Source organism: Duganella sp. GW821-FHT01E12 (assembly GCF_059422325.1).
The window spans coordinates 59,125-82,081 of sequence record NZ_JBWKWR010000001.1; the positions used below are offsets into that span (position 1 = coordinate 59,125).

The window sequence follows — 22,957 nt, forward strand, 5'->3', positions numbered from 1 at the left end:
CAAAAGTAATATCAACTGCGGTGGCGAATCGTAAGACTCGATGCTGTATGGGCGTAAATCTATAGCTTCGAACATATGACATCGACCCTTACTTACTACAATCAAAACGCTGCCGCTTTTTTTAGCAATACCGTGAACGTTGATATGTCGGCGCTGCACGATCGATTTTTATCTACAGTAAGCGCCGGAGGCCGCATATTGGATGCCGGCTGCGGGTCCGGTCGAGATGTCAAAGCATTTCATAACAGAGGCTATCGCGTTACCGCTTTCGATGCATCTGAAGAACTTGTGCACTTGGCCAGTCAGCATACGGGCATCGATATCCAACTCCGTAGTTTCTTCGATGTTCACGAGCAGCACAGCTACGATGGAATCTGGGCATGTGCTAGCTTGCTGCATCTCGCTCCCGCAGATATCCCCAAAGCATTAGAGCACCTTTGGAACGCGCTGAAACCAGACGGAACGTTCTACCTCAGTTTCAAGCTTGGCACGAGCGAACGCGTTCAAGATGGGCGACATTTCACTGACACGAACCAAGACCAATTGAGCGAGTGGTTCTCCGCGCTGCCTGATGTTCGAGGCATTGAATATTGGACGTCGATCGATCAACGCCCTGGCCGAACAGAACAGTGGCTGAACGCCCTCGCGTTCCGCGCCACCACCCCAAAGAATCATCTCGTCACGGGGGGTGAAGATCCGTTTCTGCCGCACCTGAGTTCTGCAATTAACCAAGCATCGGAAGTGGACCTCGCGGTTGCATTCGTCAAAACGACGGGATTGCGGCTCTTGCTGCCCGACCTCCACAGCGCCCTCAAAGGCGACGATGAGTCCAAGCGCCAGCCGGCACGAGTCCGTGTGCTTACCAGCGACTACCTAGACGTCACGGACCCCGAGGCGTTGCGCCTGCTCATGCTGCTACAAGCACAAGGCGCGCAAATCAAAGTCTACGAGTCAGCCGGAAGTAGCTTCCACCTTAAAGCCTACCTGTTCGCGCGGCTCGATGGCGCCAGCGGTATGACGGGCACGGCCTTCATTGGGTCAAGCAACATCAGCAGACAGGCTTTGCAAACTGGTCTGGAGTGGAATTACCGAATCGACTACCCCGGCGATAACGGCTATCTTGAAGCGCGCTCAAGATTTGAAGAGCTGTTCGTACATCCTCGCTGCGTCCCACTGTCGGACGAGTGGATAGCCCAGTATGAAGCTCGCCGGATTCCATTGCCTAGAACGGTCGAGCCAGGAAGCCTTGAACAGGACCCGCCACCGGAACCAACGATCGTACAAACCGAGGCACTGTTCGCCTTGTCCGAGACCCGAGACGAAGGCTTCCGCCGTGGCTTGGTCGTCTTGGCCACCGGCCTTGGTAAGACATGGCTTGCCGCTTTCGATGCCGCTCAGATCGGCGCTCAACGTGTTTTGTTTGTTGCGCATCGCGAGGAAATTTTAAATCAGGCGGCTGAGACCTTTCTACGAATCCGGCCAACCGCTCGTGTCGGCTTCTATGCAGGAAAAAGCCGGGACATGGAGGTCGAGGTCTTATGCGCGTCCATCCAAACGCTGGGTCAAGAAATTCATCTGGAGCGATTCTCCACAGGTCATTTTGACTACATCGTCGTTGACGAGTTTCACCATGCCGCAGCCACTACCTACCGTCGCCTGCTAGCCTATTTCTCGCCACGGTTCCTGCTGGGCCTTACCGCGACGCCCGACCGATCCGACCAGTCCGATATTTTGTCGCTGTGCGATGACAATCTAGTCTTCAATCGGGGACTGTTCGATGGCATTACTTCCGAGCTCTTGGTCCCGTTCCATTACTACGGCATCTTCGACAGCTCTGTGAACTATACCGAAATACCTTGGCGTAGCGGGCGCTTCGATCAAGAGCAGCTGTCCAACAAATTGGCCACGCTGGCGCGAGCCAGGCATGTGCTGGCAGAGTGGCAGCGTCGCAAGCAGCAGCGCACCCTGGCGTTTTGCGTTTCGATCACGCATGCGGAGTTTATGTCTTCGCAGTTTGAGAAAGCGGGAGTGTCCTGCGCAGCGGTCTATGCAGGGTCGAAACTCAGCCGCGTGGACGCGCTGGAGCGATTGCGCGACGGCCGCCTGTCAGTCATATTCTCGGTGGACCTGTTCAACGAAGGCGTGGACCTGCCGGCGATCGATACCGTAATGATGCTGCGCCCGACGGAATCAAAAATTCTCTTCCTGCAGCAGCTCGGCAGGGGATTGCGTAAGAGCGAGGGAAAAGAGCGACTGGTTATCCTCGACTTCATCGGCAATCACAAGAGCTTCTTGCATAAGCCGCAGGCCTTGCTGGGAATCGACGCCAGCTACAAACAGCTAGCGGATTTCGCGCGCAAGGCCGAGGCGAACAAGCTACAGCTGCCCGAAGGCTGCTTCGTCAATTACGATCTGCAGTTGATCGAGTTTCTCAAATCGTTGGATAGCGACGGCATCAAGAACGAGTACCAAGCGCTACGCGATACGTTTGGACGTCGCCCCTCGTTCGCCGAGCTCTACCGTTCTGGCGCCAGCATGCCGATGATGCGGAACGAGTATGGCGACTGGTTCTCGTTGGTCCAGTCAATGGATGATCTCGATTCGGACGAACAAGAAATATTGGCGACAAACCGAGCCTTCTTGCGCGAGCTAGAGATCACCGCAATGACGAAGAGCTTCAAGATGGTGCTGCTGGAAGCGTTCCAGGAACTCGATGGCTGGAATAATCCGCCGACTACCTCGACTCTTGCGGAACGTTCGTGGGAAGTGTTGCAGCGACGTCGAGCTCTGCTGGCCGATCTGCCACCGGCACAACGCAAGCTGTCAAATGGTGCCAGCGATGCCTGGCTACGTTATTGGACTGAGAACCCGATCAATGCCTGGATTGGAGGCAATCGAGCTGGCGCCAAAGGCACCTATTTCCAAGTCAAGGATGGTAAGTTTCGCGCACTGTTCGATCTACCGGCTGACATGCAAGAAAAGTTTGCGCAGATGGTTCAGGAGGTGGTCGACTACCGCCTATCCGCGTATGAAATTCGCCGATCCACTACCGACCTTCCGGACAATGTAGTCCCATTCACGCGAAGCACCAAAGCTAGAGATGGCGTAGAGCTTCCGTATTTCCCGAATCTGAAAATCGCCTGTGGCCACTTCAAAACAGGCACTGCCGATGCGGAGGAATATCGCACCCTCGGTGCCGGTTACGGTTACCTCGATGCGCAGCGCCATTTCATCGCGCGCGCTTCCGGCAATTCTATGGATGGCGGGAAGCATCCGATCCACGACGGCGACTATTTGCTGCTGGAGCATATTACGCCGACCAGCGCAGGTTCGATCACAGGTTCGGTAATGGCCATAGAACGCCAGGACGAATCAGGCGACGGCTTCCAATATCTGCTCCGTAATGTCGTGAAGGCTGCGGATGGAGGCTATGTTCTTCGGGCCAGCAATCCGGACTACGAAGACATGGCTGCAACAGACGATATGCACACGCTGGCCCGGTTGAAAACGGTGATCAATCCACTTGAACTCGCCATCGGTCAGGCATTTATGAGGGAGGACATTCCACCGTTATTTGGCGAGACCTATAACGTCGGAAAATGGAACGTAGGGCATGTCGCTCTCAATTCACAGAATGCGATGGTATTGCTGGTAACGGTCAATAAACAGGGTAAGGAAAAAGATCATCGATATCTGGATCATTGGATCGATGAGAGTACCTTCCACTGGCAGAGCCAAAATGCGACTACGCCAGCTAGCAAAAAAGGCCGCGACATCATCGACCACGTAAAAAATGGAGTCACGATCTACCTATTTGTTCGCGAGTCCAAGCTGGAGAGCGGCAAGGGGGCGCCGTTCATTTATCACGGCCCGGTGACTTATCAGAACCACACCGGAAGCAGCCCGATGAGCGTCGTTTTTAAAATTCTCTAAGTTTCAATCCGAACTGATCTTCGATGTCCAAGATGAACAAATTGTAGGCTGCGAATCCAATGCAGCGGTATTTTTCACTGGCACAGTGGAACTGATCACCGTTGAATAAATAATATAAACGATTTATATTATTTAACTGTAGAGCACCAGGACTGGAACCGTGCGGACGAGCGCTTCTGCTGTAGCATAAAAGGCCCTCCCCAATGCCCGCAAACATGGAGCAATTTCGACAACCGCACCAGTCTTATATGCACCAGCCAATGCGCAATCAACTCGACCGTCGAGGGCCCCCAACTTGGTCTCGTGTTCGTGCAAATACAATTCTGACATCGAACCGCCCTCTTGCACGTAGACGTATGACGGTGCCGTTTTTTCTTTCAGCAACGCGGCACTTTCTTGATCAACCGTGATACGCGCTTGCCCTCCCGGCAAGCACTCGTATTGGATCGTTCCTTTCGACGTCATGACATAGAGAGCGACGGCAATCGCGTCGTCCTGGTTTAAAAATATCTTTGATACAGAGGTCTTGGTCATCGGTTACTCCTCACATAAACCTTAAACCGCGAAAGCAGGATATGGGCTGAGCCGCGCCATCGTAGGCAAGCCTCGCTTAGATGCGCGACACTATCGCATCAACTTGCCCCACATCAGCTACGTTCTAATTTGCAGGACAAAATTAGTTAGACCTCCATTTAGCTGGAAATATCTTTTGCTTCGCAAAAAAAGCTGATGCTGGTCGAGGTGATCTAGGTGCGCCTGCACGTCCGAAGCGTCGCAGCACGACGCCGCCGAGCTATCCATGCTGGCCCCGGCGGAGTAGGAAGTCTTTCGCACGCTTAAAGCCAATATCTGGGGACAATCGCTACGCCTGGAGCAGGAACGCATTGCGTGGGATATCGCCTGGCCACCGCTTTCTAGAGCTGTCGGCATTGCATCCCTATCGCTGCGCGGTTAAGGCGGCACCGTAGGAATTTCTGAGCAGCTTCCCCCACAGCGACAACTAGCCGCATGAAATCAATTCTCACCGGCTCCGTCAACCTGCGTTGAACCTGGCGTATTCACTCAGCGCAGTCTCAAAATTGGACAAGCCTCCCCACAGCGATTTGTCGCCGATGATGTAGCAGTGCTTTTTGGCGCGGGTGACCGCGACGTTAAGCAGATTGGGGCTGCTCGCGGCCCAGTTCATCGCGCCGCCCCGCTCCTCGTCACAACCCAACACGAAGAACACGATGTCCGCCTCCTTGCCCTGGAAGGTATGGACCGTGCCAATGCAGTCACGCAGATCCTCGAGATTATCGGGGACCGCCAACCCTTGCGGGGTCAGCCGCCGCGCCCATTCGGACTTCTTCAGCAGCAGCTCCGTCAGTCCTCGCTTGACCTCCCGGAACGGCGTGATCACGTAGACCTTGGGCATCGCAGCGCGGCCGGCCTGGGCTTCATGGACATACAAGGCCACCAATCGCTCCATCAAATACAAGCCCTGTTCAGGCACGTACTTACCCTCCGTGCAGCGGCCTTTGACATCCCACCAATCGCTCTTCCCAAGAACAGGATGCGCCAACGCCGGATCGTTCTTGGCATGGCGCATACGCTCGCGATAGGCGATCTTGTTGGCGATGTCGAACATGGGATTGTCGCAGCGGCGATGCATCACCAGCGGAATCCCGATAAATTCGTCTTCGCGGTGGGGATGGCGCACGCCATACTCGTGAGCGCGGTCGGCCAAGGTCTGAACGGAATGACGATTCGCAGCATAGGCGCCCGCGTGATCGCCAAGCCAGACCTCACCCAGCTTTTCAACCAGTCTGGTGGGAATGCCAACGACCGGTTCGATCTGCAGCGGATCGCCCACCACCACCGCGCGGCGCGAACGCAGCAAGGCGCCGACGGCGGCTTGGGGGATGGCCTGACCGGCTTCGTCGATGATCAACCAGCCGAAGCTGCCCGGCTCGACGCCGCGGAACTGATTGCGCACCGACGCGAACGTGCTGGACACCACCGGCACCAGCATGAACAACCATTGCCACACAGGCAGCGGCGATCCCTGCGTCACGCGTTTGGTGAACAGGTTGCTGATCGCTCTGCCCACCTCGGCCGGCGCCTCCATGACGAACGCCTGGTGCAGCTGCATCGCCGCCGCGAACAATTCATTGCGGCGCTCGTTGTATTCGCTGCCATGCCACAGCGCGGACTCCTGATTGCGATGGCTGTCCAGCGTCTGCCCATCCCACAAATGCAGTTGTCCGGTTTTCTGCTGAAGCTTGCGCACTATTTCCAGATCGTCGCGCAAATTGGCGGCGTTCAAGGTCTTCGATTTGGCCTCGAGCCACGCGAGGAATTTGCGTTTGCTGAACCAGCGCATCAACCAACGGAGCTTGCTCGGCCATAGTGTCAGTTCCAACTGCTCAAGCTGGCGGTCGACGCGACGGACGCACGCGTCGAGCTCGTCCACAAGCGGTTGCAGCTCGTGCTCCAGATCGACATGCAGCTCCAACGACGGCCGTGCCGCCGTCCAGGCATCCACAAAGGCCAGCCATTTTTTGCGCAGCGCGATCTGATTGACTTGATACCCGGCGTAACTTTTCCTCGCTTCCAGGAAGCGCAGCTTCGCGCTGTCGAACGTGGGTGTAGAGGATCTGCGCGCCCGCACAAACCGCCAATAGGTCATGGCGCCCTCGACATCCCAGGCGTCGTGGTCGACATCGTTCGCGGACAGGAATCGATCACCGGCGAGCTGCGAAGGCGTCGCAGCCGTGTAGACGAATACCTGCTGAAATCGCCGGCGGTTTTTTGAATTGCCGAGTGCGGCCGAGATCAGCCCCCATACCGGCTTGTCCGGCCGTTTCCACGGCTTGCCCGCTTGCGCGCCGGCGTACTTCGTCGCGACCTCTGCGAAGTGACGCAGCGTTTCGATGTGGTCGGCGGCGATGTCCGCCAGCTGCGGCAACTCCAGCGACAGATTCTCCACCGCGCCGTTGTTGGACGAGGAGACGACGATCTCGAAGCCGGTCAGCGCTGGAGCGAGGGCGGGAATCGTTGTCGCGGCGTCGTTGCCAAAACCGATGGTCACCTGCGTGGGGAAACCTTCCTTGGCCTTGTTCAACTTCACGAGTACGTCAGCGCGCTGGATGATCAGGTCGGCGATCAGATCCTTCACCAGCGTGGTCTTTCCGGTACCTGGCGGGCCGTTCACGGAGATCAATCCACCAGGCGGCAAGGCGCGCATCTTATTCAGCGCGAACTGCTGCATCAGCGATTGCAGCAGTACAGGCTCCGTAGGCCAACGGCCGGCGTTGGTTTGAACGGGATCGAGCGCCGCGTGTATGGTTTGCTCGCCGGCCGGCGTTTCTAGATCGAGCTTGTCGATTCCGCCGGCCGACAGATAGGCGCGCAACGGGTTAGGTTCAATGGTGGCCTGCCGCATGGCCGCGGCCGCCAGCTTCAGGTCGTGGTAAAAAAAGCTGTTCAGAATGGGGAGCTCGTCGACGGGGGCGGGAATGTCATCCTGGTTCTCGGCTTCCGCGATCGAAGGCTGGGCGGGCTGCTTCGCCACGAATTTCGGCGCGTCCTTTTGCACGTCAACCCAGGCAATATCGTTGCCGCGCGGGCGGTAACCGGCCCAGTCCACCAACACCTCCGCGAGCACGCGCAGGAATTCCGGCGTGCATTTCTCATCGGTGCGACAGGACCATGCGGATTCGATTTTCAGCTTGACGTTGACAACGCTCTCTTCGAAAGCGGTCGCATGCAATTCATCCAGTCTGCCCTGCGACAGCATGCCGCCGGCCCACGGCAGCGTGGACAAGCTCAGAGTCTTGAAGTCGGGGACGCCTTCGGCGGACAGGCGCAGTTTGGCGAAACAGGTCGTGCCTTCCGGAGCAAACTCCTCATCGCGTGGCTTGGCGAGCGCGGAGGCCGCCCCGGTATGTGCGATCGCCACTTCGGTGATCTGGCTGACGTCGAAGGGGAGCAGGTAAAGATAGCGTACCGTGCCTTCGTGCTTTGCCCACTCTTCCTCGTTCAATCGTGGGAGAGAAAGGAAGAACTCGCGACGCTTGCCATCTCTGGCGGTCTTGATTTGATCGTCCAAATCGTAGTGGTTGAAGAATTCAACGCAGTGCCAATAGCTGAGTACGTTTTGTGCGAGCGAGTCTGTCATCTAAGGGTGTCACGATTTTGGTGAGGATTGGATTGTAACTCGCGGCCCGTGTTCCCTTCGAGTCGCTCACGGCTGCCCCGGCCAAATAATCTAAATTGACGAAATAAGTCCAGCACCGCAGGCGGCCTTATCACCGTTATAAGCAACAGCTCGGCCCTGGTGGCGCCGCTCACTATTTTCGGGTCGAATGGGAAAAGTCCCTTTGCATTGTGGGCAGCTGATTAGGTCTCCTTCCACCGCTACGGCTTTCCCTAATACCTTGAAGGTCGACTGGGCAGAGATGACCGTGCCGCCGTGCGTGGTCTTGTCGCCCAATCGAATTACTCCGCGGCATTCACTGTTCTTCATAGGTGTGTCTTTCATTCGATGTAAGGAGTTGCGGAACCTCGGAACAAGCGGCGATAGCGCCAATGCCCAGTCGGCTCCATAAGCTTCTTGCGGAAGCCGGCAAGCGAGTCATGTACAAAGTTGTCAAAGAACGCCGCTAGCGAGGGAGAGATTTTAGATTGAGCAGCAACACGAGCACGTAAATCCAAAGCCTCTGGCTCAAGTTGAGGCAATGCGACCTGGGTACCTTCACGATCATAAGGTCTTTTCTTCCATTTAGCTGTCTTGGAATAGTTGTACATTTGCATTTGCTCGTCGAGCCAGCAAAACTGCTGGTTTCCCGCCAATAAATAGCCTCGGTCCTCGGGATTGGCTCTCATAGCCTGTCCCGTTTTGTCGTATACCGACCTTGTTTGCCAACGCCACACGAGATAAGGAAGCATCCAATCACCTAATGATTTCGGCGCTTCGGTTGAGCTGTCAATGAATTGGTTGAAGGCACTCAATAACTCATCACTTACCATGAAGGCAACTTTACTCTTGGCATTAGGCCAATCCTTTGACAATGGAACGCCAGCCGCAACAGCACAATCAAACATATGATTTAGCGGAATCTGCGACAGCTTAAGTGAGTCAACGGCTGACACTCCTAGTTCGCCAGGCTTATAACCACCGCCAACGTCGCTATGAGAACCAGGGTAAATATACTCGACGCAATTAGCAGGCAGATGATGATCAATCAGAACCGTGTCCAATGGAAAATTTTTGCGCAACTCATGCATTGCAATTAAATGAATGCAGTTTTCAACAACTGGCAAAATCCGTAAGGCCTCCGAAGGTGCCCAGTCGGAATGTCCGCCAGTGACACGTTTCTGGTCATTTTTGATTCCCTCCCATGTGCCCACCGAAGCAACCGTATCCATTAAACCTAAAAATCGAAATCGAATCGGAATTCCTACTAACTTGGCACTGCTCAGTAAATCACTCAACCAGTGGCAAAATACTCTTGCTTCAGTTGCGCCGCGAGAGAAACCAAATATATCAATATGACATTCACAAACCTTAGGAGTCCGCTGGGTTTCCATTTTCATTTGAATGCTTTTTATACATAACCCCAAGTACCGACCGCTTCGACTCCTTCCGTCACCATCGACCAAGCTGGAAATTAGTCCAACTTTTTCAAGTTGTGTTTTGTCAACCTTTGACGGGCTAGAACTACATAGCGCCTGACGTAGTTTTTTACTAAACATTTCGGCATGAAAAAGAGTCTGGTGAATAGCATCAAAGACGCGCAGAAGAGCAAATACAATGCGCGAGTCACCACCACTACCGAATGCACCGCCCGCAGTGGTCTCTGTGTCTTCTCCTATTAAGGGAAAAGGGGTACCCAGGCCAGGGATATATATCTTATAGCTGCCTTTCTCAGGGCTATCAATATATGATTCGTACAAGCGCGCCACATTGGAATGCCCTTGCTTTCCCTTATCAATGTCAAGATTGTTGCCCGTCCCGTCAAAGAAAATTCCTATCTGCATAGTCATCTCACAAGCAGAAGCATCGACATATCGAACAGGTTTTGAGGGCCTGATGTTCTGGGTAGGCGCAGTTCGAGTGACGCCAAATTTACCTTTTACCTCGTTCATTGCCATTTGTTTCTCCTCCGGTCTGCCTCATTTAATTCCTCCTGAGTAAAAAGTTCCTTGATCGGCCAACCAGCCGTTGCCATTGGATCACTATCGATCGGGCCGTACCGAACTGGATGTACAGTACTCAAAACCGAATACATCGTGGACACGACACGAACCCTACCTCTCGGAAAAAAGTGGACATAAAGGGCACCTGGGGTTTCATATTTTTCTACTGGAACTCTTGCAATATACGGTCCCCTCGTCGTAATGCTTGCAAAGTTTCCAGCCTCTATTTCTCTGCGATTTTCGTGCGTTCGATCGGCGACTTCCCACCTAACTTCAACAATAAGACCTGGTCGCCACCGCACGGGAATCATTACGCAGCAGACCGCCCCTCCACCGCCCCCCTCCGGTCCGATGCCGGAACCACTGTATTTATTCACATAAAAGTCTGTGATACTGAAGTCGTGCCCGAGATGTTGAACTCCAACAATATCGGTAGCAACAAATTCATCCTCGCGAGAAGAGTGATACGCGCAGTACCCAAAGTAGAGCGCGGAGCCAGCTACTAAGACAAGCAGAGAGCGGAATAGGTACTTTTTCATCTCTCAATCTTCCCTTAAATGATAACTAGCCAGGTTAGTCCTCCCGTAGAAGCAAAAGCATCGACATATCGAACAGGTCTTGAACGTCTGATGTTTTGAACGGGAGCCGTTCGAGTGACACCAAACTTCTCCGTTAGCTCGTTCATTGCCATTTGTTTCTCCTCTGATCCGCCTCATTTAACTCCGCTTGAGTAAACATTTCCTTGATGGGCCAGCCGGCGGTTGCCTTGGGGTCCACCTCGACCGGACCATACCGTACCGGATGCGCTGTACTCAAAACCGAATACAGTGTGGATACGACACGAACCCTGCCTTTGGGAAAAAAATGAACATACACATCACCCGATCTTTCGTTTTCGTATTTCTCCAACGGCACTTTCGCGATATACATACCCGTCGTCGTGACGCTCTCAAATTTCCCAGCTTCGACTTCTTTGCGACTTTCCGGTGGCCAGCCTTCCACCTTCCATCTGACTTCGACGATAAGACCTGGGCGCCATTGAGAGGGAATCGCAATGCAACAAACCTCTCCTCCTCCGCCCCCTTCTCGTCCAACGCCAGTTCCACCGTATTTATTTACATAAAATTCTGATATGAGGTGGTCAGGACCGAGATGCTGAACTCCAACAACAACGGCCGGAACAGCCTCATTTTCGCTAGAAGAAGATTGATACGCGGCGTATCCAGCGTAAAGCGTTACGCTAGTGGCTAAAACAAGCAGGGAGCGAAGTACGTACTTTTTCATCTCTCAACCTCTCCTTAGATAAAGACCGGCCATACGCTGCAGGTTCTCGCGCCGTAAGACGGGATCAGTTTGCTCAAGTACCTTATTCAAATTGAGGTGGCGCAATAGTTTTCCACCGGTATCAAATACATCACGAACGAATAGCAAGAGCTCCGTATCCTCTTTGTGTCCCGCGGAAAGCCATGCATGGCGTGCCTGCTCAGCGTATTCGTACGATTTTAAAGTCGAGTAATCGTGGGACGGATCTGGTCGCATCTTGCTCAAATTCGCCAACAACTGATCCACGCTCATGGCGCTTTTCAGGGACGCGATTTGGCCATCATTCAGCAATATGGGAGCCGGCAATGGCGCATCCATTTTCAGGATCGGGAGCGATTTCAGTTTCCCGTCGCGGCCGTGAATTTTCCAAGATTCAAACGGCGCCACGATCGATGACCATTGTTCGGCGGTCAGACACACAGATAGCGCCGCCAGCACAGCACAGTCCGCAAATCGCAACGTCAGCTCCATGTTGTCTTCCGTCTTGACATTGATGAACTGGCGCAGATGCTCCTGAAGCTCGGCCAATGTGAGCTTCGTCTCGATGAACGAGATCCCCAACTGCGGGCGCAGGGCATTAACTAACGTCATCACGGCATCAAGACGATTGCAAATGTTGGCGCGTTCGATATCAATCAAAATTGGGCTGACTACTATCGCCTCTCGCTCGTATAACGAGGCGAGCCAGCTTAGCCTGCGAGGCTTCCTGGTCCACGGTTTATCCTTTGGGTAACCAATCAAAGTGGTGTCAATGAGAATATATGTTGATGTCATGACTAAGTTCCAGATTTGGCAAATGGGCTGTGAGCGGCCGCCGCGATCAGTAAGCACGGAACACAAATCTTGTGCGGCACCTTATCTCCAAGAAATGAGATATTCCGGCTTTGTCCAGGGAACGTTTGATGATCGGATGCGTACATCTCATGCTTGCCTGAGGTGTAGCCCTTGATTCCATCCGCGCTCAATTCCAGCTCTGTGCCACCGCCATTGAGGCGCACGCCCTTCTTTGCCTTGATGGTGATCCAATCGGTATTGCTGATGATCTCTACCACTTTCTTGGCCAGCACTTGCAACTGCTCGTCTTGAGCCTGTAGGGCAACCTTGCCACTGGCCGCTGTCACCTTGATATCGCCTTCATTTGAGAACAAGCTCATGGCCTGTACAGAGCGTATTGATGCCGTCTCGCCCGATGCCAGCGACATGGCGGAAGCGCTGACGATATCAACCGTAGTAGCCGCACCTACTGCGACATTTTGGTTGCTGGCGCAGATCAGCCCCGCCGGGCCGCTAAGCGCAACAATAGGTGCTCCATCATTTTCGAGGTTCTTCAACTTTTCAATCAGGTTTAACAGGTCTTTGCGTTGCGCTGTGTCGCCGGCACGCTGCTCCGCCTGTTCGCTTAACTGAGAGGCCAGCTTCTGCAAACCCTCCGCAATGCTGAGGAGTTCAGACCGCTCAAGGTGCTTGCCATTCGCCGCGTCCCCCGGTTCAGCGGTGATGAGGACGCCCTGTATGCCCCGTACCGCCACGTTCATATCGCTGCGCAGTTCAGCACCAGATCCGCGTTGGTCCGCGCGTCCAAGGGATCTTGGCTGCGATAGCCAACCAAGATTCAGCTGACTTGCGCCATGATCACTAGACAGCTGCGCGCTAATCTCGCCTTCTGTGTCATCCAAGCGCAGCTGATTGCCACGTGTGCCTTTGATTTCGCGGCTCTTGATACCGGAGAGGTAGCGATTGCCCGGCAGGTCGCCGACATTGCTGAGCGCTGGCGGCTGCGCCTGCTGGTTGTAGAGCTGCCCGACGATCACCGGCTTGTCCGGATCGCCGCCGAGGAAGTTGATCAGCACCTCCGTCCCCACGCGGGGCAAGGCGACAGTGCCGCATTGCTGCAGGCTGCCTGGTCCGTTGCCGGCCCAGTTCGACGCCACGCGCACCCAGGCCGAATCCCTGTCGGAATCGGATGTACCGTTGCCGGCGGCTTGCTCGTGGTCAGCCGCACGCGTGCCGGGAAAGCGGATTTTGACTCGCCCCATTTGATCGCAATGCACCTCCTCCCCTTTTGGGCCGACAACGATCGCGCTTTGCATCAGCGCCAGCGGCAGATCGGTGCGTGGATCGTAGTCCGGCACGATGATCACGCCGCGTCGCACGGCCGTGAACTGGATGTGCATGCGCAGCGGCCCCGACGCCACCTGGTCCGCCACATCCCTTTGCATCTGCAGCTCCTGGCCGCCCTGCATCCACCGGCTGCGGGCGAACAGCCTCTCCACGCGCGCAGCCAGCACCTTGGGCAGGTTGTTCTGCGCATTCACCTGCAAGGCCGTGACGATGAAATCCCGCTCCTCGGCCGGATGCCGGTCCACCTCGGGATGCTCGGCCAGCGTGAAGTACTCCCCCGCGCACAGGTCGCGCACGCTGCCTTCGCCATGGAAGCATTTCGACTCGTAATCGTGCCGGCTCATGCGCAGCTTGCCGAGGCGGCACAAGTCCTCGTTATCGGCGCCAGCATGGGGCGCCAGGATTTGATAGTCATCCAGGCTGGCGGCCAGCTCGTTGCCGTGGAGGCCTTGATCCACGCCGCTGCCCACATCCGCCATCATGAAGTCGCGCCCCAGCGGGTTGCGATAGTCCCAGCTATGCCGCGTCACCTTGCCCGCTTGCAGGCTGCGCACCGCGCTCCAGGAGGTGATCGTGTCCCGCTCCTCCGTCGCGGCGTCGCGGTGGTAGCGGATGGTGCCGGCGGCGTTCCGGCGCAGGCTGTCGGCGTTGTTGAACAGCACCAACGTATGCACCGGATATTCGCCGCCCACGGCGCGCACATACCAGCCAATGCCGCGCCGCTTCAACAGGCGCCGGATGAAGGCCGCGTCCGATTCGTTGTGCTGCATCGTGAATTCGCGCTGCGGATACTCGCGGATGGTGAAGAATTCATCCAGCTCGTGCTTGAAGCACACGCCCAGGATGGGACTGTTCTGCCGCCACTCGTTCAGGATGCGTTGCACGATCTCCACTTCATCCATGTTGCGGAACACGCGTGTGTTGTTGCGCTTTTCCAGTAACGCCAGCGCGTCGCGCAGCACCAGCTGATAGCTAGCCAGGCCGCCGTCGCTGTCGCCCGAGCAGGCTTCGGTGACGATGCCGCACACGCTGCGCAGGTCGCCACGGTCGGTGACGAAGTCCAGCGCGGCCGGCACGGCGATCATCTCCTTGAGCGGCAGTTGCGCATTGACCGATACGCACAGCACGCGGTACTCGATGCCGCCACACAGCGTTTCGGAGCCGTACACCCGCTGCGGCAGCAGCATGTCGTCGTTGACGCCTCCCGGCAGATCCAGCCGCAGGCGCAACGGCCGGTTGCTGGTCACGAGTTCCTTGGCCAGGCCCATGAAGCTGAAAAAGTCGTTATCGCTTTCCACAATCGCTCCTCAGATATGCAGCAGATACATCAACTCTTCCCGGTCCCGGCCCGACGGCCCATCGACCAGGCGGGCATTGACGCCCAGCCTGCATCCGCCATCCAGGCTCAGCGCCGATACATCCTCCGCCCGCTGGATCAGATGCACTTCATATGTCATGCCGACGCCGCAGTGCAGGCCCAGCATCGCCGCCAGCCGCCGCGCGGCGCTGTGGCCGGGCAGGAAATCCTCATACAGCGCCCGATCCAGCGGGCCGATGCGCAGGCGCACCCGCGCATCGCAACCGTAGATGCGCTCCCCCAGCATCACGCCCGCGCCCAGGTCGACATGCGCCACGCCCAGCTGCGCCTGATCCGCGGCCGGCAGCACTTGCCACTGCCCCACCAGCTGCTCCACCACGAAGCGAACGTTGAAGTATTCCGAGTAGATCCCCGCCATCAGCGGCGCCGATGCGCTGCGGCTGCGGAACTGCATCGCATAGCGCGCCAGCGTCTCGCGGTCGACGGCTCCGTCGGCATGCGCACCGGACAGTGCAAGCAGCATCGCGAGAAAACCGTCGCCGCCATCCGCCGCCGTCATGCATTCCGGCCGGTGCTTGGCCCACGCCTGGTAGAACATGCACAGCGGCCGGTGCGACAGCATGTCCAGGAACGCGCGCGGACCACCATCGTTGCTGGTCCTTTCATGGCGGTTGATGCGCTCGGAGTAGTGCAGCGGCAGCGCGCCGTGGCTGCCCAGCAGGCCCATGAAGGCAGGCGTCAGGCGGATCAGGTCGTTGCCGTCGTCGCTGATGTTCTCGATCTGGTTCGGCGGGAAGGCCAGCGACAGCCGATTGCGGTAGCGCAGCCGGCGCGGCGGCCGCGCCTGCTCGATCAGGCGCACGGCCTGGAAGAACTCGAAGCCGTGCGGCTCGGCCAGCAGCACATCGATCAAGCCAGCGTCAGTGCGCCGTTGCGAGGCAGGCATCGCAGCAACTCCTTTCCACTGCCGTGGGACAGCACGACCAGTTGCGTGAAACTGTTCAAATGCACATGCAGGCCGAACAGGTGATCAAGCACCTGCGCGAAGGCGTGCACGCCGGTGCCGGCATACGCCTCCTCGTCCAGCGACACCCGCACTTCCACGCCGCGCAGATAGGCCTTGCCGCGCGCCTGCCGCACCCACGCGGTGGCCGGCTGCTGCGACAGCGCCATCACGCCGTCGATCTGCCGCTGCGAGACGGCGCTGTCCTGCTGGGCATACAGGCGCAGCATCGCGGTCAGCGCCGGCAAGCCTTCCTGCGTCAGCGAGCGGTGATTCAAGGCCAGCTGCGCGATCAGTCCCCATCGGTTGCCGCCGCCCGGCTGGCGCCAGGACAGCGTCGGCCGCCGCAGCAGGCGGATCGGGAAGCCGCCGCTGGCCGCTTCGGTGCTGAGGTCGCCGCCCGATCGGCCGTATGGCAAGCCGTGCGGCAGGTTGCGGTTGGTGCAGGTGAGGCGCACCGACGCCGTGCCCTCGTCCAGCGTCAGCGGCGAGAAGTCGCGGTCCAGCAGCGCCAGCGTGTATTCGTGGCCGGCTGCGGCGTCGGCCAGCTCCTCGTCGCGATGGGCGAGCCAGTAGTGGCCTTTGCGGCTGTCCTGCTCGCCGTGGCGCAGCGAATAGTAGGGAAAGAATTCGGTGACCGAGTTGCCCTGCGGCGCCTTGCGCAGCAGCTGCACCGTGTCGATGCTGTAGATTTCGCACGCGCCGCCTGGCATTTCGTCCGGCATCAGCGGATAGCTGCTGCGGCGGTGGTCGACGCGGATCGGCGTGGCCTGCTGCGGGTACAGGTTGATCACGGGCGTGCAGCCGAGCAGCAGGTGCTCCGCCGACAGCGTGCGCAGGATGCGCGCTGCCGGCGCGTCGGGCCGCACGTCGGCCAGGGCGATGCGCAGCGTCAGCCGCGAACAGTCGGCCGGGCTGGCGGCGAGCAAGGCGGACAGGTCGATGTCGAAGAAGTCGAATTTTTCCGGGAAGGCGAAGTACTCGCTCAGCAGCCGGTAGGCGCTGTGCTCCGAGGCGGCGGCGGGCAGCAGCGCGTCCTCGGCGGCGAAGCCTGCCGGGGCGATCGGCATGCTGTCCAGCAGGCGCCACTGGCCGTTCGCCTCCACGCAGGCGCAGGCCGCGCGCATGAAGAGCATGTCCCGCAAGGCGGCCCGCAGCGACGCGTCGCAGTCGATGAAGACGCGCAAGATCGGCAGGTCCAGCGACGCCAGGCCGCGCGCGGTGGCCGTGCTGTCGATGGTGATGCAGAGCGCGGACCCTGCCTCGCCCGGCAGCGGCAGGGTTGGCGGCGCCTGGATGTAGGGCTCGAACCAGGCGGCGCTGATGGTCACCGGCGCCACCGTCACATCGTAGACGCTGCGAAAGCGGCAGCTGACGGCGCCGTGTCCCAGCGACTTCAGCGCCGTGCCGCGCGGCAGGACGGTGACGCTGGTGACGACGTTGGCCGCCGCGCCATCGTAATCGACGCGGGCGATCGAGCAGGAAGGGATCGGCCGCAGGTAGTGCGGATACAGCATGCCCAGCAGTGCTTCGGTGAAGTTGGCGTAGCCGTCGTCCAGCAGCTTGGCGATGCGGGCGTTGAGGAAGGCGGAGGCCTGGATCAGCCGTTCGACATGCGGATCGGCGCAGGTCTCGCCGCTTATCTGCAAACTGCCTGCCAGCTTGGGGTAGCGACTTGCAAACTCGGCTCCGGTGCGCCGCAGCATGCTCAGTTCGCGTTCGAAGTAAGGCAGCAGTTTTTCCATCGTGGCATCCGTCGCAGATTTTGACCGCACAGGTTGCCGATGATGTCACGCCCGCATGCCGGGCTTTTGATATGCAACAATCGCCTGGTAGCTTGCACCTGGCAACGCCGGGTGCAGCAAGGCTTAGAACGGCGCCAGCGCCTGCGCCACCGCTGCCGGACTGAGCGCCCTTGCGTTCAGCGCGCCAAGGATGCGCGCCACGTCGGCTTTCCGCTCCGAATCTTGCAGCACGGCCCGGTTGTCCAGCATCGAACGCAGGATCTGCGTGGTGAGCCGGTCGAGCTCGGGACGTACGGTCTTCGCAAGGTCGGGAGCGTCTTCAAAGCGTTCCACCTGTTGTGCGCGCCATTGGGCGAACAGTTCCCTCTGCACCGTCTTGGATGCTTCGATCTGGGCGCGGAACACGGCGTCGATCCAGGCCGCCGGCAAGCCCAGCGCGGCGCCCTGCTCCACCGCCGCGCGGATGACCAGCACCTCGCGCGGCACGTCCTCGACCGGCGCGCGCGCATTCCACTTGGCGCGCGCCACGGCTTGCGCCAGCAGCAGGCGTTGATCGATGGCCAGCCGCAACGGCTCCAGTTGCGCCAGTGTCTTCGATGGCGCCAGCTGCCCGGCGCGCACGTCCGCGTTGTCGCGACTGTCCTGCGCGCCGGCGGCGCCGCCCGCAAGCAAGGGGAGCAGCAAGACGGCGAGCCTGGACCAATGTTTGATATTCATGTGCAAAATTTTCTCTCCGGTTTCAGTTTCCTGCGACAGCCAACACTTCCAGCAAATCTTCCGCCGTGATCTGCAGGCCCTGCATTTCGCCGCCGGCCAGCACCGCGTCGGCCAGGCGGGCCTTGCTACGTTGCAGTTCCTGGATTTTCTCCTCCAGCGTGCCCCTGGCGATCAGGCGGTAGACGAACACCGGCTTATCCTGGCCGATGCGCCAGGCGCGGTCGGTGGCCTGGTTTTCCGCCACCGGATTCCACCACGGATCGTAATGGATCACGGTGTCGGCCGCGATGCGTCCCTTGCACAGATGGAGCAGCAGGCGGCCATTGCCGGCTTGCAGTTGTACTCCACAGGGCAGCTGCAATCGCCCTGGAAGTCGACATGCCTGCCGTCCGTGACGAGTTTGACCACTTGCCGGTAATGGCCAGCCGAACTGCCGCGCACCTTGCCACGGATGGTGCCCCCGTCAACGCGGGCTTCCAGCACCATGTCGCGGCGATGGTAGTCCGCGCCACGGTTGTAGGTGGTGTGGTCGAAGCGGCTGCGGATGTCGTCGGGTGTGCAGTGCACGGCTCACTATTGTTCGGATAATGCGCCATTATCGTCCATCCGCCCGGCGGACGCCGCTCCGGCCTATTTCGTCACCCGCTCCCAGCCTGCGCGCACGGCTTGCTTGAACTTTTCCCAGCTCGATTGCGCATGCCGGCTTTCCCAGTCGCTGCGCAGCTCGGGTTCGACTTCGTCCCACGGCTTGTCGCGGTAGCCGGGATTGCCGGCCATCGATGCGCCGTAGCGGTAGGCCGGATCGAACTCCTGGTAGGTGCCGCCGCTGTAGGACAGGGTCTGCTCCCAGTGGCTGCGGAAATACAGGTCGTCGTCGCCGCTGCCGCGCAGGATGTCCAGCGTGGCCGAGGCCGTATCGCGCGGATAGATGCGCATGCCGCTGCGCTGCACCGTGCTTTGTTCCGAGATCGGCGCGTTCACGCCGGTCATGGTCGGCGACACCGTCTCGCCGCGCTGCATCGAGCCCGGCGCCAGCGAGCCCTGCTCGGAGCGGGCGAAGTCCACCGCCTCCTCGCGCGGGCGGATGCCGTGCTGCTCGGGTGCGCTCTGCTGCGCGCCCGGCGCGGACTGCGGCGCGCCGGCGCCGCTGCGCAGCAGCTCGCCGCCGCTCCAGCCGCTGGCGCGCCACATGGTCTCATGCTCGTCGATGTCGATCGGGTTGAAGTCCTCGACGATGTCGGCCGCGCGGTCGGCCGCTTCCATGCCGTGGGTGCGGATGGTCAGCACCACATGGCCGCGGTTGAGCGCCTCGGCGTAGATGTGGCGATCCGCGTGCTCGCGCCCCAGCAACTGGCTGAACATCTGCCGGATGCTGTGCAGGATGGAGGCGTTGTCGTTGATGCGCGGGGTGCCGGCCACGCTGCCGGAATCGCTCACGGTGATGCTGTCGGCGGCGTAGCCGCTGTGGATCAGTTCGTCCTTGGCTCGGTTAGCCTCGGCACGGGTTTCAAATACGGCTGCCAGTGTGTGTGTCATGGTGGGCTCCTGGGTTGAGACGCTTGAGATCGGTCACCATTCCAGTCTACGTCCGATGCCCGCGGCGTAGCGCCCGTTTGCCGAGAGGAAATCCGAGGGCGCGCGCGCTGCCATCCGCGCGCGCCGCTGCGGTCAGCCCTTGTCGTTGATGGACTGGGTCAGCTCACCCGCCTTCATCGCGCTCATCAGGCCCATCAGCGTGCCGAAGGCGTTGCTGTCGCCGCCGCCCATCTGCACCTGCGGCACCAGCGGCACCTTGGCCGTTTCAAACGCTTCGGCCAGGCGCAGCATCACGGTCTGCATCAGCTGCTTGTCCGCGCCCTCGCCCTGCATGGCCTCGGACTTGGCCTGGATGGCGGCCGCCTCCGCCTCGCCCACCGAGCGGATCGCCGAGGCGCGGCCGGCGCCTTCCATCTCCTGGCGGAACTTGTCGGCCTGCGCCAGCGCCTCGATCTCCTGGCGGCGCTTCTCGGCGGCCTTGACGTTGGCCGAACCCTGGTTCTCCTTGATCGAGATGTCCACCAGCGAGCCGGTCAGCTCCTTCTGCTTGGCGGCGCGCTGTTCGGCCTCGTTCAGCTCGCGCTGCTTGTCGGCCGCGATCTGCTTCTGCGCGAAGGTCTCGACCTGCTCGCGGGCGATCTGGCGGTCGCGCAGCTGGGCCATGATGTCCTCGATCTTGTTGTCGCCGGCCTGGGGCTTCGGCGTGCCGATCAGCACCTCCTGGAATTCCAGCGAGTAGGCCTGGAAGCGCTGCTTCATGTCGGTCGAGGCGTTGTTCTGCAGCTCGCTGCGCGACTGGATCAGGTCGATGAAGGTCTTGGTCTGCGAGACGTTTTTAAAGTACGACGACACCATCGGATCGAGCGTCTGCTCGACCAGCTGCGCCACGTTGCCGAAGCGCTGCACCACCATCGGCGCCTTGCGGTAGTCGATGTGCACCACCACCGACAGCGGCAGCTGCGGTTCGAACGCGTCCTTGGTGATCAGGGTGATCTCGCGCAGGTTCTTGTCGAAGTTGGAGCCGCTCTCGCCGGACTTCCACATCAACACGAAGTTGGTGGTCGGCACCAGCTCGATCTTGCCGGCGTAGGTGTTGAAGGCGTATTTGCCCGGCATCAGCGCGTCGCGCCAGACGCCACGGCAGCCGGTCTCCACCAGCTCGCCGTGCGAGTACTCGGTGCCCGACAAATCGGTGCCCACGCGGCCCGTGTACGACACCACCACGCCGACGAAGCCGACCGGGATGATGGTCTTCTTGATGAACTCCACCGTCGCGAACAGGCGGTTGATGAAGTAGGTGCCCTCGACCAGCACGCGCTCCTGGCGGCCACGGCGGCCACCGGCGGCGAGGAACTTCTCCGGCTCCTGGAAGGCGTTGTGGCTGTCGCCGACGTCGGGCGCCAGCAGCTCGTCCTTCAGCAGGCCGGGGCCGTCCTGCACCGTCACCACGGCCAGCTGGTCGGAGTCGTGCGAGCCGGTTACCTCCTTGATCACCACCGGCTTGAAGCCGCCGCGCTCGTCGAGCACGCCGCGCATCTGCTGGTAGTAGGCTTTTTCCAGCGCGTCGAGCGACATCGAATAGGTGGTCTCCTCGGTCATCACGACGAACAGCGCCGGATTGATGATGTGCGTGCCTTCGCGCAGCACCATGCGCTGCGGGCCTTTCTGGCCGCCGTCGCGCAGGAAGTCGCGCACGTTGCGGAAGTCGACGATGCGCGAGTTGTCGGCCAGCGTCTGGCCGGCCGGCAGGTCCAGGCCGTCGCGGGCGAACACGTAGGCGATCGTGCCCTGCGTGACCGACACCATCGGATGGATGTGCACGCGGTACTGGAACGGCGCGAAGAAGTGGAAGCCGCCGCGGCGCAGATCGGGCTGCAGGCCGGCCTCGCCGTTCAGCGCCAGCAGGCCGTTCTGCACGGAGCCGGACGAGCTCCAGAGTTTTTCGATGACCCCGACGCGGTCGTTGGGGATGTACTTGATGGCCCCGGAAAACTTGATCAGGGCGGCGATGACGAGAATGCAGACGACAACGGTTACTTCACTGCCAAGCAGGGTAAACATACGAACCTTTCGGTTGTGGATAAAGTTGTGGATGCAGCAGCCCGGCGCGGCTATCGTCGCGGACAGGCAAATGGAAGGCTGGTGTGGGGGAGGCTTACTGCGCTTGCCGCGAGGGCACTAACGAGTGGGGTGAACACGATGTTTTTGTTATTACCGTTCAATGAGTTCGTGCTGATCATTCTTGCACAATGGCGTAAAAGGTAAAGGTGGGCCGCCGGGATTAGAGCATGCACTCTAAACCCGGCGGCGACTATAATGATCCATCCCCCCAGGTCCTGGAAGATGCCGATGCTGAAAACCGCCCTGCCCCTGCTCACCATCCTGATGGCGGCCCTGCCGCCGCTGGCCGCGCACGCCGGGCCGGGCGAACTGGTGATGCTGGCGCCGCTGGACCAGACCATGCCCATCGTCCGCTTCAGCAACGGCGCGCTGGACGGCGGCATCGTCAAGGATCTGGGCGACGCGCTGGCGCAGCGTCTGGGCCTGCGTCCCGTCTACCTGAACGTCGACGTGCCCGGCGTCACCCCCGCGCTCACCGGCGGCCGCGCCGACGCCATGTGCTACGTGATGCCGTTCTGGATCGACGGCGACTACGACTGGAGCGCGCCGCTGCTGCCCGATACCGAACTGGTGGTGGCGCGCGCCGACGCGCCCCGCCTGCGCTCCCTCAAGGATCTCAAGGACAAGCCGGTCGGCACCGTGGCGGGCTACCGCTATCCGCGCATCGAGCAGGTGCTGGGCAAGCGCTTCGCCCGCGTCGATGCGGCCAGCATGGACCTCAACGTGCAGCAGATGATCGCCGGTAAAACGCCCTACACGGTGGCCGGCGAAAGCACGCTGATCTACCTGCAGCGCATCCACCCCGCGCTGAAGCTGCGGCCGGAGCTGGTGTTCTCCAGCTACAAGGCGCAGTGCGCGTTCTCGCGCAAATCGCAAGTCCCATTCGCCGACGCCAACCGGGTCATCGACGCCATGCTCAAGGAGGGCGTGATCGACCAGATACTGGCGCGCTACCGCTAG

16 protein-coding genes and 1 pseudogene are annotated in these 22,957 nt (G+C 59.5%); 2 read left to right on the forward strand and 15 right to left on the reverse strand.

Features of this window, described 5'->3' with window-relative positions:
* Positions 1–75 precede the first annotated feature (75 nt).
* A complete protein-coding gene (locus AC07WS_RS00240; protein WP_494727165.1) occupies positions 76–3,933 on the forward strand; it encodes a DUF3427 domain-containing protein in 3,858 nt (1,285 codons plus the stop codon).
* 132 nt (positions 3,934–4,065) lie between these two features.
* On the opposite strand, the gene AC07WS_RS00245 is transcribed toward AC07WS_RS00240, so the two are convergent.
* The 15 genes and pseudogenes from AC07WS_RS00245 to AC07WS_RS00315 form a co-directional block, all read right to left on the reverse strand.
* Positions 4,066–4,467 (reverse strand): hypothetical protein, encoded by a 402-nt coding sequence (locus tag AC07WS_RS00245; protein WP_494727166.1) that lies wholly within the window; start codon positions 4,465–4,467, stop codon positions 4,066–4,068.
* A 499-nt stretch (positions 4,468–4,966) separates the two neighbouring features.
* Positions 4,967–8,092 (reverse strand): DEAD/DEAH box helicase, encoded by a 3,126-nt coding sequence (locus AC07WS_RS00250; RefSeq protein WP_494727167.1) that lies wholly within the window; start codon positions 8,090–8,092, stop codon positions 4,967–4,969.
* Between the two features lie 90 nt (positions 8,093–8,182).
* Positions 8,183–8,455: a PAAR domain-containing protein gene (locus AC07WS_RS00255; protein WP_494727168.1), complete on the reverse strand. Its 273-nt coding sequence runs from the start codon at positions 8,453–8,455 to the stop codon at positions 8,183–8,185.
* A complete protein-coding gene (locus AC07WS_RS00260; RefSeq protein WP_494727169.1) occupies positions 8,452–10,068 on the reverse strand; it encodes a T6SS phospholipase effector Tle1-like catalytic domain-containing protein in 1,617 nt (538 codons plus the stop codon). Before AC07WS_RS00260 ends, AC07WS_RS00255 begins: the two co-directional genes overlap by 4 nt.
* Entirely contained in the window at positions 10,059–10,652 is a 594-nt protein-coding gene (locus AC07WS_RS00265; protein ID WP_494727170.1) for a DUF3304 domain-containing protein, read from the reverse strand. The genes AC07WS_RS00260 and AC07WS_RS00265 overlap by 10 nt, the downstream gene beginning before the upstream one ends.
* Positions 10,653–10,794: 142 nt before the next feature.
* The gene (locus AC07WS_RS00270) at positions 10,795–11,397 is read right to left on the reverse strand and encodes a DUF3304 domain-containing protein (protein WP_494727171.1); all 603 of its coding nucleotides are present in this window, start codon (positions 11,395–11,397) and stop codon (positions 10,795–10,797) included.
* A gap of 3 nt (positions 11,398–11,400) precedes the next feature.
* Positions 11,401–12,210 carry a DUF4123 domain-containing protein gene (locus AC07WS_RS00275; RefSeq protein ID WP_494727172.1) on the reverse strand — a complete coding sequence of 270 codons (810 nt, stop codon included), beginning with the start codon at positions 12,208–12,210 and terminating at the stop codon, positions 11,401–11,403.
* Positions 12,211–12,212: 2 nt separating this feature from the next.
* Positions 12,213–14,855 (reverse strand): type VI secretion system Vgr family protein, encoded by a 2,643-nt coding sequence (locus tag AC07WS_RS00280; protein ID WP_494727173.1) that lies wholly within the window; start codon positions 14,853–14,855, stop codon positions 12,213–12,215.
* A gap of 9 nt (positions 14,856–14,864) precedes the next feature.
* A complete protein-coding gene (gene tssG / locus AC07WS_RS00285) occupies positions 14,865–15,821 on the reverse strand; it encodes a type VI secretion system baseplate subunit TssG (protein ID WP_494727174.1) in 957 nt (318 codons plus the stop codon).
* Positions 15,785–17,623, reverse strand: coding sequence for a type VI secretion system baseplate subunit TssF (tssF, locus tag AC07WS_RS00290; RefSeq protein ID WP_494727175.1), 1,839 nt, complete (start codon positions 17,621–17,623; stop codon positions 15,785–15,787). The genes tssG and tssF overlap by 37 nt, the downstream gene beginning before the upstream one ends.
* Before the next feature lie 123 nt (positions 17,624–17,746).
* Positions 17,747–18,340, reverse strand: a complete 594-nt coding sequence (gene aroQ / locus AC07WS_RS00295; RefSeq protein WP_494727176.1) for a gamma subclass chorismate mutase AroQ — start codon at positions 18,338–18,340, stop codon at positions 17,747–17,749.
* Between the two features lie 22 nt (positions 18,341–18,362).
* A pseudogene (locus AC07WS_RS00300) lies at positions 18,363–18,626 on the reverse strand (helicase-related protein); the annotation flags it as partial.
* Positions 18,611–18,907, reverse strand: a complete 297-nt coding sequence (locus AC07WS_RS00305; RefSeq protein ID WP_494727177.1) for an SWIM zinc finger family protein — start codon at positions 18,905–18,907, stop codon at positions 18,611–18,613. The gene AC07WS_RS00305 and the pseudogene AC07WS_RS00300, both read right to left, overlap by 16 nt.
* A 63-nt stretch (positions 18,908–18,970) precedes the next feature.
* Positions 18,971–19,876 (reverse strand): hypothetical protein, encoded by a 906-nt coding sequence (locus AC07WS_RS00310; RefSeq protein WP_494727178.1) that lies wholly within the window; start codon positions 19,874–19,876, stop codon positions 18,971–18,973.
* A gap of 132 nt (positions 19,877–20,008) precedes the next feature.
* A complete protein-coding gene (locus AC07WS_RS00315) occupies positions 20,009–21,937 on the reverse strand; it encodes an SPFH domain-containing protein (protein ID WP_494727179.1) in 1,929 nt (642 codons plus the stop codon).
* Between the two features lie 288 nt (positions 21,938–22,225).
* On the opposite strand from AC07WS_RS00315, the gene AC07WS_RS00320 reads away from it, so the two are divergent.
* The gene (locus tag AC07WS_RS00320) at positions 22,226–22,957 is read left to right on the forward strand and encodes a substrate-binding periplasmic protein (RefSeq protein ID WP_494727180.1); all 732 of its coding nucleotides are present in this window, start codon (positions 22,226–22,228) and stop codon (positions 22,955–22,957) included.